Source organism: Tardiphaga alba (assembly GCF_018279705.1).
GTDB classification, from domain to species: Bacteria; Pseudomonadota; Alphaproteobacteria; order Rhizobiales; family Xanthobacteraceae; genus Tardiphaga; species Tardiphaga alba.
Genome location: NZ_CP036498.1, coordinates 415,037 through 430,936, shown reverse-complemented (window position 1 = coordinate 430,936; position 15,900 = coordinate 415,037). Strand labels below are relative to the sequence as shown.

The following is a 15,900-nucleotide window of genomic DNA, read 5'->3' as shown; positions in this document are numbered from 1 at the left end:
CGCGGGCAATGACAGTAAGAGTTATTGCGCGACATTCTCCAGCAGCCGCCGATAGAACCGGATCATATCCGCGTAATTCGCGATGCTGAGCCGCTCATTCGTTCCGTGGAAGCGTTTGAGATCTTCTGAGTTCGCGCGCACCGGCGAAAAGCGGAAGATGTTGTCGGTCACCCCGGCATAGTGCCGCGAATCCGTCGCGGCCACCATCAGCCCCGGCGCCACCAGAGCATCGGGAAACACCTCACGGATCGTCGTGTTCAACGCACGATATGACTCGCTCGCGATCCCCGTCACGGGTGGCGGATCGGTATTGCCCGGATACGGCTTGATCTCGATCTTCTCATTCGCAACCACCTTCCGCACATGCTCCGTGACACTCGCCTGCGTATCACCGGGCAACAGCCGGAAATTCACCACCGCTTCGGCATTGCCCGGCAACACATTGTCCTTGTCGCCGGCGTTGAAGATGGTGAGCGCCGTGGTCGTGCGCACCGTCGCTTCCGTGGGGCCGCTCTTTTCAAATTCGCGCAGCAGCAGCGGTTTGAACAGCCAGAGATTCGTCAGCACCACGCGATTGAAACCGCTCATCTCCGGCGCAATAGTCGTAAACATCTCACCCACCGTGCTGCGGATCTGCATCGGCAACCGCGCATTTTCCAGATGCGTCAGTGCCGCGCTCATCATGCCGATCGCAGTCTCGCGCGGCGGCATCGAGGAATGGCCGGGTGTCGCGCGCGCATTCAGCACCAATGTCGCATAGCCCTTCTCGGCCACGCCGATCAGCGCCATCGGCTTCTCCAGCCCCTTCAAAATTCCTTCGGTGATCAGCAGCCCTTCATCGAGCACGAAATCGAGCTTCACGCCGCGCGATTTCAACAGCGCCGCCATCGCCTGCGCGCCGCGGGTGCCGGACACCTCTTCGTCATGGCCGAAGGCAAAATAGACCGTCCGCTTCGGACGGAAGCCGGCCTTGGCCAGCGCTTCTGCAGCCTCCAAGATCGAATAGAGATTGCCCTTGTCGTCCCAGGAGCCTCGGCCCCAGACAAAGCCATCGGCGACGACGCCGTCGAAAGGCGGATATTGCCAGTCCTTCTCGGTGCCGGGCGCCACCGGCACCACGTCCTGATGCGCCAGCAGCGCGATCGGCCCCGCCGCGGGATCGCTGCCCTGCCAGATGAACAACAGGCTGTAGTTGCCAACCACCTCGAGCTTCGTCGCAGCATGGAAGGCCGGGAAACTCGCAGCGAGATGCGCATGCATCGCGCGCAGCGGGCCAGCCGCCTGATCGGGATTGAACGCGTTGGAGATGGTCTGGAAGCGGATCGCCTCGGCGAGGCGTTGTGCGGCGGCCTGTTCGTCCACCGCGGTCTTCGGCGCCGGCGAAACAGCGATCTGCTTCGAGCCCTGCCGGAACGTATTCACCAGAACCACCGCCGCGAGCACCACGACAATGGCGATCGCGACGAGGATGAGATTGCGTAACCCAATCAGCAAGCGGCGCATCGGATGTCCCCCTGCACCGCCGGCTGATCAGCCGTTACTTCTTTTCGGCTTTCGCGCGGTCGATGCCTTCCTGGATCAGCTTATGCGCTTCCGCGGCATCGGCCCAGCGCACCACCTTCACCCATTTGCCGGGTTCGAGGTCCTTGTAGTGCTCGAAGAAGTGCTGGATCTGGTCCAGCGTGATCTGCGGCAGGTCGCTGTAATTCTTCACCTTGTCGTAGCGCTGGGTGAGCTTCGAGGTCGGCACCGCGATGATCTTCTCATCCTGGCCGCCTTCGTCTTCCATCAATAGCACGCCGACCGGACGGCAAGCCATCACGGCGCCGGGCACGATGGCGCGGGTGTTGGCGATCAGCACGTCGCACGGGTCGCCGTCACCCGAAAGGGTGTGCGGGATGAAGCCGTAATTTCCGGGGTAGCGCATCGGCGTGTAGAGGAAACGATCGACGAACAACGCGCCGGAGGCCTTGTCCATCTCGTATTTGATCGGCTCACCGCCGACCGCCACTTCGATGACGACATTCACTTCATGCGGCGCCTTGGCGCCAAGCGGGATTGCGTCAAGACGCATCGAAAGCTCCGGAATTCGCGTGACAGATGCGCGAGAGGTAGCGGAGCGGGACGCCGGATTCAACGCCAAACCGCGCGAAATTGCGCGATTGGTGAAAGACTTAGCAGAAATACCGGAAAGCGGAGTTTGGCCTCACGCGTTCCAGGCGAAGGCCACCTTGTCGAGCGACTTGGCGCCGAAACGTTCCGAGGAGCGGGCTACCATGCGGCCGCCCAAAGCACGGTAGAATTCCGTCGCGCCTTCATTGTCCGACAGGGCCCAGATTACGAGGCTCTTCAGCCCGCTCTGCACCAGATCGCGCTTGGCCGAGGCAAACAGGCGGCGGCCGAAACCGAGGCCCTGGAATTCCGGACGCAGATAGAGCTCGTAGATCTCGCCTTCGAACTGCAGGCTGCGGGCACGGTTGCGGCCGTAATTGGCGTAACCGGCCACCTTGTCGCCGAAGCACAGCACGCTAACGCGGCTACCCTTGCGGATCGCCGAATCCCACCATTGTGGGCCACGGCGGTTGATGAGCTTTTCCAGTTCGGGACCGGGAATCAGGCCCTGATAGGCGGCGCGCCAGGCTTCGTCATGGGTGGACGCCACTTCGACTGCGTCCGCAGTCTTGGCCGGCCGAACATCGATCAGGGTTGTGCTCATGACGCGATCAAAGCAGCACGCCCGGCCGTCTTCAAGGGCATCGTTAATTATCAGTTAATGTGTGGAATTTTTGCATCAGTTCCGCGAAAATCTGTCCCGGAAAAAGACAGATCGTTGCGGGATGGGTCAGCGGCCGATCGGGTTTTCCACCGCGATACCTTCAAATCCGCGATGCAAGAATCCGCTACACGCATGTGTTGTCGCCGCATCATCGACGATCTGATTCGCGCCGACACCACTTGCCCGGCCGCAACGCCATGATACGCAGAGCCGGATACCTGTTTGTTTGGCAGCCTGAGCCGGCGATGACAGTCTACTTCGTTCTCAAATTCCTGCATGTGCTCGGCGCCGTCGTCATCCTCGGCACCGGCGGCGGCATTGCCTTTATGATGTTGCAAGCCCATCGCTCTGGCGACGGCGCTTTCATTGCAGCCACCGCCAACAGCTCCCTTGCCGCAACCGCTTTGCTGACTGGCGGGGCCATGGTGCTGCAGCCGTTCACCGGCGGGCTGCTGATGGAGATGTCATCCACGTCTGCCGCAGAGCCCTGGATGATTGCGTCGCTGATCCTCTATGCTCTGGCCAGCCTGCTCTGGCTGCCGGTGCTGTTCATGCAGATCGAAATTCGCACCATCACGCGGACCGCTGTGGCTGATCGCGCACCTCCGCCGCCGCGCTATCACGCCTTGTTTCGCCGCTCGCTCGTGCTCGGCACGCTGGGTTTTGGCGCGATGCTGGCTACGCTGTGGCTGATGATCGCCAAGCCATGACCGCTGACCAGACCACTCCTTGGCCCGACGACGACATCATTCTCTATGACGGCGTCTGCATCTTCTGCTCGAGCTGGATCATGTTCGTCGCGAAGCGCGATGTGGCAAAACGCTTTCGCTTCACGCCGATCCAGTCGGATTATGGCTCAAGGCTTGCGCACCAATTCGGGATTGACCCGAACAACCCCGACACCAATGCGGTGATCCATGGTGGCATCGCACACTTTAAATCGGACGGAGCGCTGACGACACTTTCGCTGTTGCCGCGATGGAGCTGGGTGCGCGTGTTGCTGGTCGTGCCCGCGGCACTGCGTGATCCTGTCTACAGTCTCATCGCAAACAATCGCTACCGCATCTTCGGTCGCAGCGATGCCTGCATGGTGCCGGATGCATCGCTACGCGATCGGGTGATCGAGTAACTCTCAGCCGTCATTGCGAGGAGCGAAGCGACGAAGCAATCCAGAGAGCCGCAAGCGAAGACTGGATTGCTTCGTCGCAAAGAGGCTTCTCGCAATGACGGCTTTATCGTTTGGCACTTGCCATCACTTCCTTCGCCGCACGCTCGCCACTCTCCCGCGCGCCATGCGCTGTCGAGAAGAAATTCGGGGAGGTGGCCTCGCCCGCAAAGAAGAGACGGCCATTCACCGGCGCGGCCAGCACTGCGCGCGACTCCGCATGACCGGGCTTCGCCGCCGAATAGGCGCCCTGCGCGAAACGATCGTGGCACCAGCGGCTCTCGGCGAGCGGCGTGAGCTTGCTGCGGATATCCGAGCCGAGCAGCTTTACGATTTCCTCGATGCTCTGCGCGGCCAGTGCGCCCTCGCCCGCATCTTCCATCTCGCGTGCAAAGGTACCGCCGAAGAAGCCCGCAATGCAGGGCCGACCGGAAGGACGCAGATGGAAACTGCCGATGCCGGTGGCGATCGACGAACCGCGCAAGCCGACATCGGCCGGCCATTTCTCGGCATCGTCCAGCGCCAGCATCACCTTGTTGTCGGCGCCAAGCGGCAAGCCGGCGGCAGCTTCGACTTTCTCCGGCAGCGGCGGGTGGAAGCGGATGTTTTCATTGGCGAGAAGATTGGTGGGCACGCAGATGACCACCTTCGCCGCGCTCACGGTGCCGCGCGAGGTTTCGATCTTCACCCGCGCGCCGGAGTGATCGATGACCGTCACTTCCGTATTCAGCGCCACCGGACATGGCGCGCCATAAGCGGCAATCAGCGTGCCGTAGCCATCGGGCAGACGCCAGTTCACCTCGGTGTCCTCGTAGGAATCCATGTCGTGCAGCGACACGTCCTTGAGCTCGAAACCGTTGATGTAAGTGGAGACCGCATCGATCATGGGATTCCACGGATTGCCGGGCTCGAGACATGTCGCAGCCGGCGCATCATCGTCATTCTCCGCGGCCTCTTCGGCGCGGTCGTAGAACGCATCCATCGCAGCGAAGAATTCCTGGCGCTGCGCTTTCGAGAAGACTGCATCGTAAGTCTGCTCGCGCCAGGGCGGGCGGTTCTTGTCGACCTTGAAGCCGAGCTGCTTTGCGATGTCGACGAAATCGTTCTTGTCGGCAGAGTGCAGCCATTCGCAGCCGAGATCGAACGGAATGCCTGGCGCCGCCATGATCGTATGGGCGCGGCCACCGATGCGGTCGCGGGCTTCGAGCACGATCACCGAGAGGCCGGAATTCTCAAGCGTGCGTGCGGCACCGAGGCCGGCGGCGCCGGCGCCGATGATGGCGACATCGACGGACGAGGGAAGAGAGGCGGTCATGGAATCATTCATTCCGGATTGTCGTGATCATCGTAGCCCGGATGGAGCGCAGCGCAATCCGGGGACCGGCGATATGTGGCACGTCTGAATCCCGGATTACGCTACGCTCCATCCGGGCTACGGCCCCCAAACAAAAATGCCCGGCTCGCGCCGGGCATTTCGCAACAGTGAAGAGAAACGCCGCCGCTTAGGCGATCGCTTCCTTGCTCTTTTCCGCGCGCTTGCGATCGTTCGGATCGAGGTGCTTCTTGCGCAGGCGGATCGACTTCGGGGTGATTTCCACCAGTTCGTCGCTCTCGATGTAAGCCAGCGCCTTTTCCAGCGTCATGCGGATCGGCGGGGTCAGGCGCACCGCTTCGTCCTTCGACGTGGTGCGGATGTTGGTGAGCTGCTTGCCCTTGAGAACGTTGAGTTCGAGATCGTTCTCGCGGGTGTGCTCGCCGATGATCATGCCGCGATAGACCTTCCAGCCCGGCTCGATCATCATCGGACCGCGATCTTCCAGCTTGAACATGGCGTAAGCCACCGCTTCGCCCTGGTCGTTCGAGATCAGCACGCCATTGCGGCGGCCGGCGATCTCGCCCTTATAGGGCAGGTAATCGTGGAACAGGCGGTTCATGATCGCCGTGCCCTTGGTGTCGGTCATCAACTCGCCCTGATAACCGATCAGGCCGCGGGTCGGCGCGTGGAACACGAGACGCAGGCGATTGCCGCCCGACGGACGCATCTCCATCATCTCGGCCTTGCGCTCGCTCATCTTCTGCACGACGACGCCCGAAAACTCGTCATCGACGTCGATCACGACTTCCTCGATCGGCTCCAGCGTGTTGCCGTTCTCATCCTTGGTGAGCACCACGCGCGGCCGCGACACCGAGAGCTCAAAACCTTCACGGCGCATGTTTTCGATCAGGATCGCGAGCTGCAATTCGCCGCGGCCCGAGACTTCCATCGCGTCCTTGTCAGCGGCCTCGACCACCTTGAGCGCGACATTGCCTTCCGCTTCGCGCAGCAGACGGTCGCGGATCAGGCGGCTGGTGACCTTGTCGCCCTCGGTGCCGGCGAGCGGCGAGTTGTTGACGATGAAGGACATCGACACGGTCGGCGGATCGATCGCCTGCGCCTGGATCGGAGTTTCGACCGTGGGATCGCAGAAGGTGTCGGCCACGGTGCCCTTGGTCATGCCCGCGATGGCGACGATGTCGCCGGCTTCGGCGAAATCCACCGGCTGGCGCTCGAGGCCGCGGAAGGCAAGGATCTTCGAGATACGGCCGGTTTCGACGGTCTTGCCGTCGCGCGACAGAACCTTGAAGGTCTGGTTCGGCTTCACCGAGCCCGAGGCGATGCGGCCGGTGATGATGCGGCCCAAAAAGTTATTCGCTTCGAGAATGGTGCCGAGCAGGCGGAACGGACCTTCTTCGACAACCGGTGCCGGCACATGCTTGAGCACCAGCTCGAACAACGCCTTCATGCCGACATCGTGCGAGGCATCCGGGCTGTTGGCCATCCAGCCATTGCGGCCCGACCCGTACAGGATCGGGAAGTCGAGCTGCTCGTCGGTCGCGTCGAGCGCTGCGAACAGGTCGAACACTTCATTGACGACTTCGTCGATGCGGGCGTCCTGACGATCGACCTTGTTGATGGCGACGATCGGGCGGAGACCGAGCTTGAGTGCCTTGCCGACCACGAACTTGGTCTGCGGCATCGGACCTTCAGCGGCGTCGACGAGAACGATGACGCCATCGACCATCGACAGGATGCGTTCGACTTCGCCGCCGAAGTCGGCGTGGCCTGGGGTGTCGACGATGTTGATCTGGGTATCTTCCCACAGCACCGACGTACACTTGGCGAGAATGGTGATGCCGCGTTCTTTTTCGAGATCGTTGCTATCCATCGCGCGTTCCTGGACGCGCTGATTGTCGCGGAAGGTGCCCGACTGCTGCAGGAGCTTGTCGACGAGCGTTGTCTTGCCGTGGTCGACGTGTGCGATGATGGCGATGTTGCGCAGTTTCATGTGTCTTCTTCTGGTTCGACGAACGGATGCCCTGAGCGGGTTCTGCAAGAGGCTGGACCTGCGCTCCATGCGCGACCAACTCTGTCCTGCCTGAAAACGCGCTGGGGCAATCCCTGCAAAAGCAAACCCGGCCTTGGAGAAAAAGCCGGGTACTCGGGCGCGTTGCGGCGCAATATAGTCAGGAATCCTCCAAAAACAACGTGAATCTGCCCGGCAAATCAGCCCATTTTGGGGTCCAGAACGGTGCTCCAAAGGGCCGTATCGGCCCGATCCCGGAGCGTTACGGTCATCTGGCCGGTTGCCCCCTCGATCTTTACGTGACCGAAGAACTGCATACCGGCCGAGGGCGGCAGGTTCTGCTTCCCTTTGCCCGGCGCTTTCACGAAGCGGACTTCGGGGCCGAAGGTGTTGTCCAGCCCGGCCGGGCCGAAGGTACCGGCATGGAACGGGCCGGAGACAAACTCCCAGAACGGCTCGAAATCCTGGAACTGGGCCTTGTCCGGGTTGTAGTAATGGGCCGCCGTGTAGTGAACATCGGCGGTAAACCACACTGTATTGCGGATGCCGGCCACCTTGATGAAGCGGAGCAGGTCGGCGATCTCCAGCTCGCGCCCGAGCGCCGGACCATCGCCCTGAGCAATCGCCTCGGAGCCCGATTTCGTGGCTGCGTTGTCATAGACCAGCAGGCCGATCGGCATGTCGGAGGCGATCACCTTCCAGGTGGCGCGGGATTCCAGCAAAGCGCGCTTCAGCCAGGCCAGTTGCTCCGGGCCGATGAAATACGCCTCAGGGCCGTAGCTCGTCTGGGTGTTCGGCCCGTTCGGGCTGCGATAGCTGCGCTCGTCCAGCATGAAGACATCGAGATGCGGGCCGTAGTTCAGGGTGCGATAGACGCGGCCGGGTTCGGCCGGATTGATCCGCACAGGATACATCTCGTGAAACGCCCGCGCCCCACGCGCGGCGAGCACGCCGATATCGCGCTCCTTGTAGGCGGCCGGCAATTGCTTCGAGGCCGACCAATTGTTGGTGACCTCGTGATCGTCCCACTGGCCGAAGATCGGCACATCAGCATTGAAGGCGCGCACATTGTCGTCGAGCAGATTGTATTTATGCGCCGCACGGAATTCATCGAGCGTCTCGGCGACTTTTGCTTTCTCCGGCACCAACGTGGTGTTCTTCCAGAGCGCCCCATCCGGAAGCTTTACTTCGGCGACCATCGGCCCGTCGGCATAGATCGTATCGCCATTATGCAGGAGGAAATCCGGATTGTGCTTGCGCATGGTGGCGAAGGTGACCATGCCACCGTCATCGGCATTGATGCCCCAGCCCTGCCCGGCGACGTCGCCGCCCCAGACGAAAGACACATCGCGCCGATCCGCCGGCGCGGTGCGGAAGCGTCCGTTGACGGGCTCGCCGACCACGCTCGTATGCGCGAGATCGCGGAAGCGCACGCGGTAGAAGATGTCCTGCCCCGAAGGCAGATTTTCCAGCAGCAGCTTTGCGGTGAAATCACTCTCCGGCAGCACATTCACCGGCGGCAGAGCACGTGCATGCTTGAAGGAATCGGTGGTCGCCACTTCCACCAGCATCTGCGCAGGGCGATCCGCCCGCGACCAGATCATGCCGCTATCGAGCCCGATATCACCGGACTGCACGCCATGCGACACCACCGGCCGATCCGCCGCACGGCTGAGCGAGGGCATCGCCAACACGCCGGCGCCAGCGGCAGCCGTGGTGAGAAAGCGGCGACGGGACACGCGGATGGCCATTGTGCTCTCCTGGGATCGCGATGGTGACGCAGAGGCTGTAAGCATCTCGCGCGACGACGCTGTGACAGGCTGCCGCAGCGTCCGCACTATGGCAGACTCGCGGCATTGACTCGCTCTGCCATTTCACAGAAACGTGGCGGCGACGGTTCCTAACGGACCAAAAGGGAATGCGGTGAGGCTCGTTCTTCCGACGATCCGATTCCGCGGCTGCCCCCGCAACTGTAAGCGGCGAGCCTGCGCCACATGCCACTGGATTTCCGTCCGGGAAGGCGACGCAAGGCATTGACCCGCGAGCCAGGAGACCTGCCGTCAGTCGTGGTCACACGCGAGCACATTGGGCGGGGTGTCCTGATGGAAGCCGAATTGCCTTCGCTTCGAATGGCAAAACGGTTTGGTTTGCGGTGACGTGCATCGTTATCGCGAGTCCTTCGGATGATCTCCTTCCTGTCCAGCTTCAGCACGGCGCCCCATGCTTGAGGCCATCACCGTCAAGAAGCAGTTCGGTGCCAAATGCGCACTCGACGATGTCTCGCTCAACGTACAGCCCGGCGATATCTATTGCCTGCTCGGCGCCAATGGCGCTGGCAAGACCACGCTGATCAATCTGTTTCTGAATTTCATTCAGCCGACAGCAGGTCGCCTGCTGATTAACAAGCGCGATGTCGCCGCAGAGCCGTTTGAGACCAAGCGGCTGCTCGCTTACATCCCCGAACAGGTCAATCTCTATCCGCAGCTGTCCGGCGTCGAGAATCTCGCTTTCTTTGCGACCCTTGCCATCGGTGAGGAATTACCCCGCGAACGCCTGCTCGAACTCCTGCAGGCCGCCGGCCTGCCGCTGCAAGCGGCCGACGATCGCGTCGGCACCTATTCGAAAGGCATGCGCCAGAAAGTCGGCATCGCCATCGCGCTGGCGAAGAACGCCAAGGCATTGCTGCTGGACGAGCCGACATCGGGCCTCGATCCGTCCGCCGCCAACGAGTTTTCCGAATTGCTGGTCAATGCCAGCCGCAATGGCGTGGCCATCCTGACGACGACCCACGACCTCTTCCACGCCAAACAGACCGGCACCCGTATCGGCATCATGCGCCGAGGCAAGCTCGTGCAGGAACTGAACAGCGCCGATGTCAGCCACGCGGATCTGCAGGCCCTCTATCTCGAACATATGAAAGCCTGACGTGATCCGCACCATCGCCCTCAAGGATCTGCGCGAGATCATCCGCGACGGCCGCATGCTGTGGGCTGCGGCGCTCATCATCCTGCTCTCCATCGTCGCACTGGCGTCGGGATCGATCCGGCAATCGCAGATCAATCACGAGCGCGCTGCCGGCCAGGCGCTGGATTATCAGGCTTGGCTGCAACAGGGCGAGCGGCATCCGCATGATGCCGCCGAACAGGGCATGCATGTGTTCAAGCCGGAGCCGCCGCTGGCGGTGCTCGATCCCGGCATCGAGCCCTTTGTCGGCTCCACCGTCTGGCTGCAGGCGCACCGCCAGAGCGAGTTGAAATTCCGGCCGGCGCAGGATGCCACCGGGCTGCAGCGTTTCGGCCAGCTCTCGCCTGCATGGATTGTGCAGGTACTGGTGCCACTGCTGATCATCGTGATCGGCTTCGGCGCCATCAGCGGCGAGCGCGAACGCGGCACGCTGCGGCAATTGCTGAGCATCGGCGTGCCCGCGCGGCAATTGCTACTCGGCAAGGCGCTCGCGCTCGCCGCCTGCGCTTGCGCGCTGGTGATTCCGGTCTGGCTGGTGTTCTCGGTCGTCGCCACCATCAGCCTGCCCTCCGCCGAGCGGCTCGATGTGGTCTATCGCATGCTCTGGCTGATTGCGGGCTATGGGCTCTATCTCGGCTTCTTCGTCTTCCTCACCATCGCGGTCTCCGCCATGGTGCGCTCGTCGCGCGCTGCCGTCGTGCTCTTGCTTGGCTTCTGGGTCGCAGCGACATTGATCGCCCCGCGCACTGCATCGGAAATTGCCAATGTGATCGATCCCACGCCGTCGCGGCTCGATTTCAACAATCACTTGTCGCACGACATCTCCGAAGCCGCAGGCGAGGCCTGGAAATCGAGTTTCGGCGTCAAGGAGCAATGGGATCCGTCTCTGCCGCTCAGCAAATGGGGCGCAGCGCTCAAGGTCGATGACCATGCAGGCTATGGCGTGCTCGACCAGACCTTCGGCAAATTGTGGGACACGTTCGAGCGCCAGCAGCGCTTCCAGCAATGGATCGGCCTCGTCGCTCCCGTCATCACGCTGCGCGGTTTTTCCATGGGCCTAGCCGGAACCGATTTCGCGCAGCACCGCGATTTCTCCACCGCCGCAGAACTGCAACGCCGCAAGATCCAGGAGATTGTCAGCGACGATCTCGTCGCCCATGCCGACACGCTCGGCAACGCTCATTTCAGCTACAAGGCCGGCTCAAAACTCTGGGCCACCGTGCCGGAATTCAAATATCAGCTGCCGACGATCGGCTTTGCAGCCCGCCGCTACTGGCCCGACCTTTTGCTGCTGGCCGCGATGTTCGCCGCTGCCGCGACGCTCGCTTCCATCGCCGTCTCTCGCAGCCTGAAGCGGATGGCCTGACATGTCGCAGATGAAGCATACATCCACGTTCCAGCTCATCTTCCGGCATGAGCTGACCATCCTCACCCGCGACCGCACGTTGCCGATCGTTGCCATCCTGCTCGCGGCGATGGTGCTGGGCGGCCTGTTCGTCGGCATCACCCAGGCCAAGCAGCGCAGCGCGATGATCGCCGAGGTCATCGAACACAGCGCCAAGCGACAAGCGGCCAACGAAAAGACGCTGCAATCCGTGCTCGACGGCAAGCAGGCGCTGGTCCCGTTCGGCAACCCCGCCAATCCGGCGGCGCTCGCGGGCGGCCTCGCCGGCCGCCACACCACACTGCCGAATCTGCCGCTGGCGGCGCTGGCGATCGGTCAATCCGACATGGTGCCGAACTATTATCGCATCTCGTATCTGAGCAAGGTCCAGTTCATGTACGACACCGAGATCGAGAATCCCTGGAATCTGCTCAGCGGACATTTCGATCTCTCTTTCGTCATCACTTTCGTACTGCCGCTGCTGGTGATCGGCCTGTCCTTCAACATGCTGTCCGCCGAGCGCGAACAGGGCACGCTGCGGATGCTGTTCGCGCAGCCGATGGCACTGACGACGCTGATCGCCGCCAAAGCGAGCGCACGTTATCTCGTCTTCCTGGCCGTGATACTGCCGCTACCGCCGCTCGTGCTGCTGTCGCTGTTTCCGGAAACGCGCAGCATGGATTCGCTGCTGTTCATGGCGCTGTGGGCGCTGGTGGTCGCCGGCTATACGTTGTTCTGGTTCGCGCTGGCAGCACTGGTCAATGCATTCGGCCGTGCGTCCTCGTCGAACGCATTGATCCTGATCTCCGGCTGGACGTTCCTCGTCCTCATCCTGCCCATCGTGATGAATCTCGTCGTCGGCGCCATCAGCCCGGCGCCGTCGCGCACCGAGCTTGCCAGTCGCACACGCGTGGTGACCGCCGATGCGCTGCGCGAGTATGAAGACATGTACAGCACGGACTATCGCTATGCCTCGGATCCCGAGACCTTGGCAGTGAAGGACGGTCGCATTGAGGTCCCGCCCCGCATGCGCGCTTTCTTCCTGGCCAAGCAACGCGTCGACGCACAGGTTGAGCCGTTGTTGAATCAGTTCGACCATCAATTGCTGGAACAGCAGAAACTGGTGGATCTGATTGGCTTCCTGTCACCCGCGATCCTGGTCAATGAGGCGCTGAATCTCGTAGCGGGTAACGATTCCCGCCGTTTCGTCGCTTTCAAGAACCAGACGGAAGCCTTCCACAACGGCTGGCGCGCATTCTTCGCGCCGAAGATCGCAACAGACCGCGCGACGACGCGTGCCGAGATGACTGCGCTGCCAGTGTGGCAGCGGCAGGAGACAGCGACCACGACAACCGCGTGGCGCATCGCGTCCCGCGCGGCGCTACTGCTGCTTGTGAGCTTCATTATCGCAATCTTTGCGATGCGCAGACTACGCCATGGCCAGATCGTGTAACGCGAGCGAGTGGTGCATGATCCACACACCAATGGCCATAAAGGCGCCATCGATCCGCGCGTGCGTTGACACATTCGTCAACATCACCCAAACGTGAGCATGACGGTTCCTTCGGGACCAATAGGGAATGCGGTGAGGCCCGCGCAACGCTTGTTGCGCGAACCGATTCCGCGGCTGCCCCCGCAACTGTAAGCGGCGAGCCTGCGCCAAGAGCCACTGGATTTCGATCCGGGAAGGCGGCGCAAGGCAATGACCCGCGAGCCAGGAGACCTGCCGTCAGTCGTGGTCACACGCGAGCACATTGGGCGGGGTGTCCTGATGGAAGTCGAGTTGCGTTCGTCAGCGGGTGCAGAGCGGCTTGGTTTGCGGTGACGTGCCACGTTATCGCGAGTCCTTTTTTGCAAATGACCTCCGTTTCCTCCGCCGCGTCGTTCCGGCGCCAGTTTCTCCTCTGCACCGTCGCACTGCCGTGCCTCATGTGGTCCGCCGAAGGCACCGCGCAGGATGCAAAGCCGAGCCAGACGCTCGATCCTGTTGTCGTCCAGCCATCCCCCAGCCGCAGCGCGCACGCCGCGCCACCACCGGCAATGCAAGCCGCGCGGCGCGTCCGCAACGCAATGCCGCTGCGACCACGGCAGCGCCCGTTGTGACGCCGACCGGCCCTGCTTTCGCCGCACCGACGCTGAATCTCACCGGCACCGCGCCGACCGGCAGCCGTCTCGGCCTCACCCGCCTGCAGACCCCCGCCAGCGTCGATGTCATCTCCGCGCAGACCATGTCGGAGCGCGGCCAGCAGAACATCAATGACGCCGTGACGCAGAATGCGGTCGGCATCACCGCCAATCCTTCGCTTGGCAATGGCGGCCTCGCTTTCAGCGCACGTGGCTTCACCGGCTCCAGTTCCGTCATGACGATCTATGACGGCACCCAACTCTATGTCGGCCAGGGAACAGCGACTTTCCCCTATGACACGTGGTCCGCAGAGCGCATCGAGGTGCTGCGTGGGCCGGCCTCTGTGCTGTACGGATCCGGCGCCATCGGCGGCGCCATCAATGTGGTGTCGAAACTGCCGACCTGGATACCCACCAACCAGGCCGCGATTTCGTTCGACACCAACATGACCAAGCGTATCGCGGTCGATAGCGGCGGCCCGGTGAGCGAAAACGTCGCCTATCGCATCACTGCCACAGGCAATCTCTCCGACGGCTGGGTCGATCGCGGCAACAATTCAAATGTCTCCGTGCATGCTGCCATCCAGGTGAAGCAGAACGAGGACGTCACCTGGACCTTCCTCAGCGACTATGCCGACGTACAGCCGCAGCGCTATTGGGGAACACCCCTGGTCAATGGACGCATTCTCGATTCCACCCGTTTCAATAACTACAATTTCAGCGACGGCATCGTTCACTACAAGGACAACCTGAACCAGATCCGCACCGAATGGAACGTGACCGACGGCGTATCTGTGCGCAACGTGTTGTACTACATGGATGTCCATCGTCACTGGCGAAACGCGGAAAGCTACGTCGCCAATCCGGTGACCGGCCTCGTCACCCGCAACAACGGCAATACCGAGATTTACCAAGCCCAGCAGCAGATCGGCAACCGCATGGATGCCACCTTCCGTGGGCATTTGTTCGGATTGACCAATCAGTTCGTTGCCGGCTTCGATGTGAACCACATCAAGTTCGGTCGTGACGCCAATTTCCGTGTGGGAAATACCGGCACCTCGACCGTGTCTCTCTACGATCCGATCCCGGGAAGTTTCTTTAGCACACAGCCCACCATTCTCGACTATCGCAGCATCACTAACCAGTATTCGCTTTTCGCCGAGAACAAGCTGGACCTCACAGAGCAGCTGTCATTGATCGCCGGGATTCGTCAGGACGAGCCGACCGTCACGCGCACGGACTTCATCAATCCGGCGAACAGTCTCGTAAAATCTTTCTCCAACACGACGTGGCGCGCCGGAGCCGTCTACACACCGATCAAGGATCTCGCATTCTACGCCCAGTACGCCACCGCGGTGGACCCCGTCACGAGTGGCCTGCTCGCGCTCGATGCAGCGAATGCGAACTACAATCTCACGACCGGCCGGCAGATCGAAGCCGGCGTCAAGCAGTCGCTGCTCGGCGGCCGCTTCGAATGGACGCTGGCGGGCTACGAGATCGTCAAGAAAGACCTTGTCGCACGCGATCCGAATAATGTGAACATCATCATGCAGGTCGGTCAGCAGTCGTCGCGCGGCGTCGAGGCGTCAGTCGGCATGCTGCTGGATTACGGCTGGCGGATCGATGCCAACACAACCTTCCTGCAGGCGCAGTATGATGAGTTCAGACAGCCTAGCGGCGTCAATTTTGCTGGCAATGTCCCGCAGAACGTGCCGCTGAATGTCTCCAATATCTGGGCGACATGGGACTTTGCACCGAACTGGTCGGCCAATGCCGGTATCCAGATCGTCGGCAAGACCTATGCCGATGCGGCCAACACGCTGGCGCGCCCGACTTACAATGTCGTCAATGCGGGCGTGCAGTGGAAGCCCGATACGAACACCACCGTCTCGCTGCGCGTCTACAACCTGTTCGACGAGATCTACGCCGTCTCCGGCGGCACCAATCAGTGGGTGCTCGGCATGCCGCGCACGGCGCAGCTTGCGGTGAATGTGAAGTTCTGATCGCGCCAGCTGTCATCCCCGCCTAGCACGCCGAAGGCGTGCACGGAGCGGGGATCCAGTACACGCTGTCGCGAAAGCTCCATCACGAAAATCCGTGTCTACTGGATCGCCCGGTCCTAGCGCGCAATTGCGCGCACGGC

Annotated in this window: 12 protein-coding genes and 2 riboswitches; of the genes, 6 read left to right on the top strand and 6 right to left on the bottom strand. The window is 61.9% G+C overall.

What is annotated here, in order from left to right:
• Positions 1–21 precede the first annotated feature (21 nt).
• The 3 genes from RPMA_RS02080 to RPMA_RS02070 all read right to left on the bottom strand — a co-directional run bounded on the left by RPMA_RS02080 (position 22) and on the right by RPMA_RS02070 (position 2,716).
• Positions 22–1,503, bottom strand: a complete 1,482-nt coding sequence (locus RPMA_RS02080) for a M20 family peptidase (RefSeq protein ID WP_211911320.1) — start codon at positions 1,501–1,503, stop codon at positions 22–24.
• Between the two features lie 34 nt (positions 1,504–1,537).
• On the bottom strand, positions 1,538–2,074 hold the full coding sequence (gene ppa, locus RPMA_RS02075) for an inorganic diphosphatase (protein ID WP_211911318.1): 537 nt from the start codon (positions 2,072–2,074) through the stop codon (positions 1,538–1,540).
• A gap of 132 nt (positions 2,075–2,206) precedes the next feature.
• A complete protein-coding gene (locus tag RPMA_RS02070; protein ID WP_211911316.1) occupies positions 2,207–2,716 on the bottom strand; it encodes a GNAT family N-acetyltransferase in 510 nt (169 codons plus the stop codon).
• A gap of 305 nt (positions 2,717–3,021) precedes the next feature.
• Between RPMA_RS02070 and RPMA_RS02065 the strand changes: the two genes are divergently transcribed.
• A complete protein-coding gene (locus RPMA_RS02065) occupies positions 3,022–3,486 on the top strand; it encodes a DUF2269 family protein (RefSeq protein ID WP_211911315.1) in 465 nt (154 codons plus the stop codon).
• The gene (locus RPMA_RS02060; protein WP_211911313.1) at positions 3,483–3,905 is read left to right on the top strand and encodes a thiol-disulfide oxidoreductase DCC family protein; all 423 of its coding nucleotides are present in this window, start codon (positions 3,483–3,485) and stop codon (positions 3,903–3,905) included. The genes RPMA_RS02065 and RPMA_RS02060 overlap by 4 nt, the downstream gene beginning before the upstream one ends.
• Positions 3,906–4,008: 103 nt before the next feature.
• Here RPMA_RS02060 and RPMA_RS02055 read toward each other — a convergent pair whose 3' ends face one another.
• The 3 genes from RPMA_RS02055 to RPMA_RS02045 form a co-directional block, all read right to left on the bottom strand.
• Entirely contained in the window at positions 4,009–5,256 is a 1,248-nt protein-coding gene (locus tag RPMA_RS02055; RefSeq protein WP_211911311.1) for a flavin monoamine oxidase family protein, read from the bottom strand.
• Positions 5,257–5,443: 187 nt separating this feature from the next.
• Complete coding sequence (typA, locus tag RPMA_RS02050; protein ID WP_211911309.1) at positions 5,444–7,267, bottom strand: translational GTPase TypA; 1,824 nt, start codon at positions 7,265–7,267, stop codon at positions 5,444–5,446.
• A 218-nt stretch (positions 7,268–7,485) separates the two neighbouring features.
• Positions 7,486–9,036: an alkaline phosphatase D family protein gene (locus RPMA_RS02045; RefSeq protein WP_211911308.1), complete on the bottom strand. Its 1,551-nt coding sequence runs from the start codon at positions 9,034–9,036 to the stop codon at positions 7,486–7,488.
• A gap of 126 nt (positions 9,037–9,162) precedes the next feature.
• Positions 9,163–9,361, top strand: a riboswitch (cobalamin riboswitch).
• A gap of 144 nt (positions 9,362–9,505) precedes the next feature.
• Between RPMA_RS02045 and RPMA_RS02040 the strand changes: the two genes are divergently transcribed.
• The 4 genes from RPMA_RS02040 to RPMA_RS02025 all read left to right on the top strand — a co-directional run bounded on the left by RPMA_RS02040 (position 9,506) and on the right by RPMA_RS02025 (position 15,760).
• Positions 9,506–10,210 carry an ABC transporter ATP-binding protein gene (locus tag RPMA_RS02040; protein ID WP_211911306.1) on the top strand — a complete coding sequence of 235 codons (705 nt, stop codon included), beginning with the start codon at positions 9,506–9,508 and terminating at the stop codon, positions 10,208–10,210.
• A 1-nt stretch (position 10,211) separates the two neighbouring features.
• A complete protein-coding gene (locus RPMA_RS02035) occupies positions 10,212–11,615 on the top strand; it encodes an ABC transporter permease subunit (protein WP_211911304.1) in 1,404 nt (467 codons plus the stop codon).
• Between the two features lies 1 nt (position 11,616).
• Positions 11,617–13,086: a DUF3526 domain-containing protein gene (locus RPMA_RS02030; protein WP_211911302.1), complete on the top strand. Its 1,470-nt coding sequence runs from the start codon at positions 11,617–11,619 to the stop codon at positions 13,084–13,086.
• An 86-nt stretch (positions 13,087–13,172) separates the two neighbouring features.
• Positions 13,173–13,378, top strand: a riboswitch (cobalamin riboswitch).
• Positions 13,379–13,732: 354 nt separating this feature from the next.
• Entirely contained in the window at positions 13,733–15,760 is a 2,028-nt protein-coding gene (locus RPMA_RS02025; RefSeq protein WP_249225513.1) for a TonB-dependent receptor, read from the top strand.
• Positions 15,761–15,900 lie beyond the last annotated feature (140 nt).

Excerpts from the sequence above, each read along its gene's own strand:
- RPMA_RS02065 (WP_211911315.1), top strand. The coding sequence starts at position 3,022 with ATGACAGTCTACTTCGTTCTCAAATTCCTGCATGTGCTCGGCGCCGTC.
- RPMA_RS02030 (WP_211911302.1), top strand. The coding sequence starts at position 11,617 with ATGTCGCAGATGAAGCATACATCCACGTTCCAGCTCATCTTCCGGCAT.
- RPMA_RS02040 (WP_211911306.1), top strand. The coding sequence starts at position 9,506 with ATGCTTGAGGCCATCACCGTCAAGAAGCAGTTCGGTGCCAAATGCGCA.
- typA (WP_211911309.1), bottom strand. The coding sequence starts at position 7,267 with ATGAAACTGCGCAACATCGCCATCATCGCACACGTCGACCACGGCAAG.
- ppa (WP_211911318.1), bottom strand. The coding sequence starts at position 2,074 with ATGCGTCTTGACGCAATCCCGCTTGGCGCCAAGGCGCCGCATGAAGTG.
- RPMA_RS02060 (WP_211911313.1), top strand. The coding sequence starts at position 3,483 with ATGACCGCTGACCAGACCACTCCTTGGCCCGACGACGACATCATTCTC.
- RPMA_RS02045 (WP_211911308.1), bottom strand. The coding sequence starts at position 9,036 with ATGGCCATCCGCGTGTCCCGTCGCCGCTTTCTCACCACGGCTGCCGCT.
- RPMA_RS02080 (WP_211911320.1), bottom strand. The coding sequence starts at position 1,503 with ATGCGCCGCTTGCTGATTGGGTTACGCAATCTCATCCTCGTCGCGATC.
- RPMA_RS02055 (WP_211911311.1), bottom strand. The coding sequence starts at position 5,256 with ATGACCGCCTCTCTTCCCTCGTCCGTCGATGTCGCCATCATCGGCGCC.
- RPMA_RS02070 (WP_211911316.1), bottom strand. The coding sequence starts at position 2,716 with ATGAGCACAACCCTGATCGATGTTCGGCCGGCCAAGACTGCGGACGCA.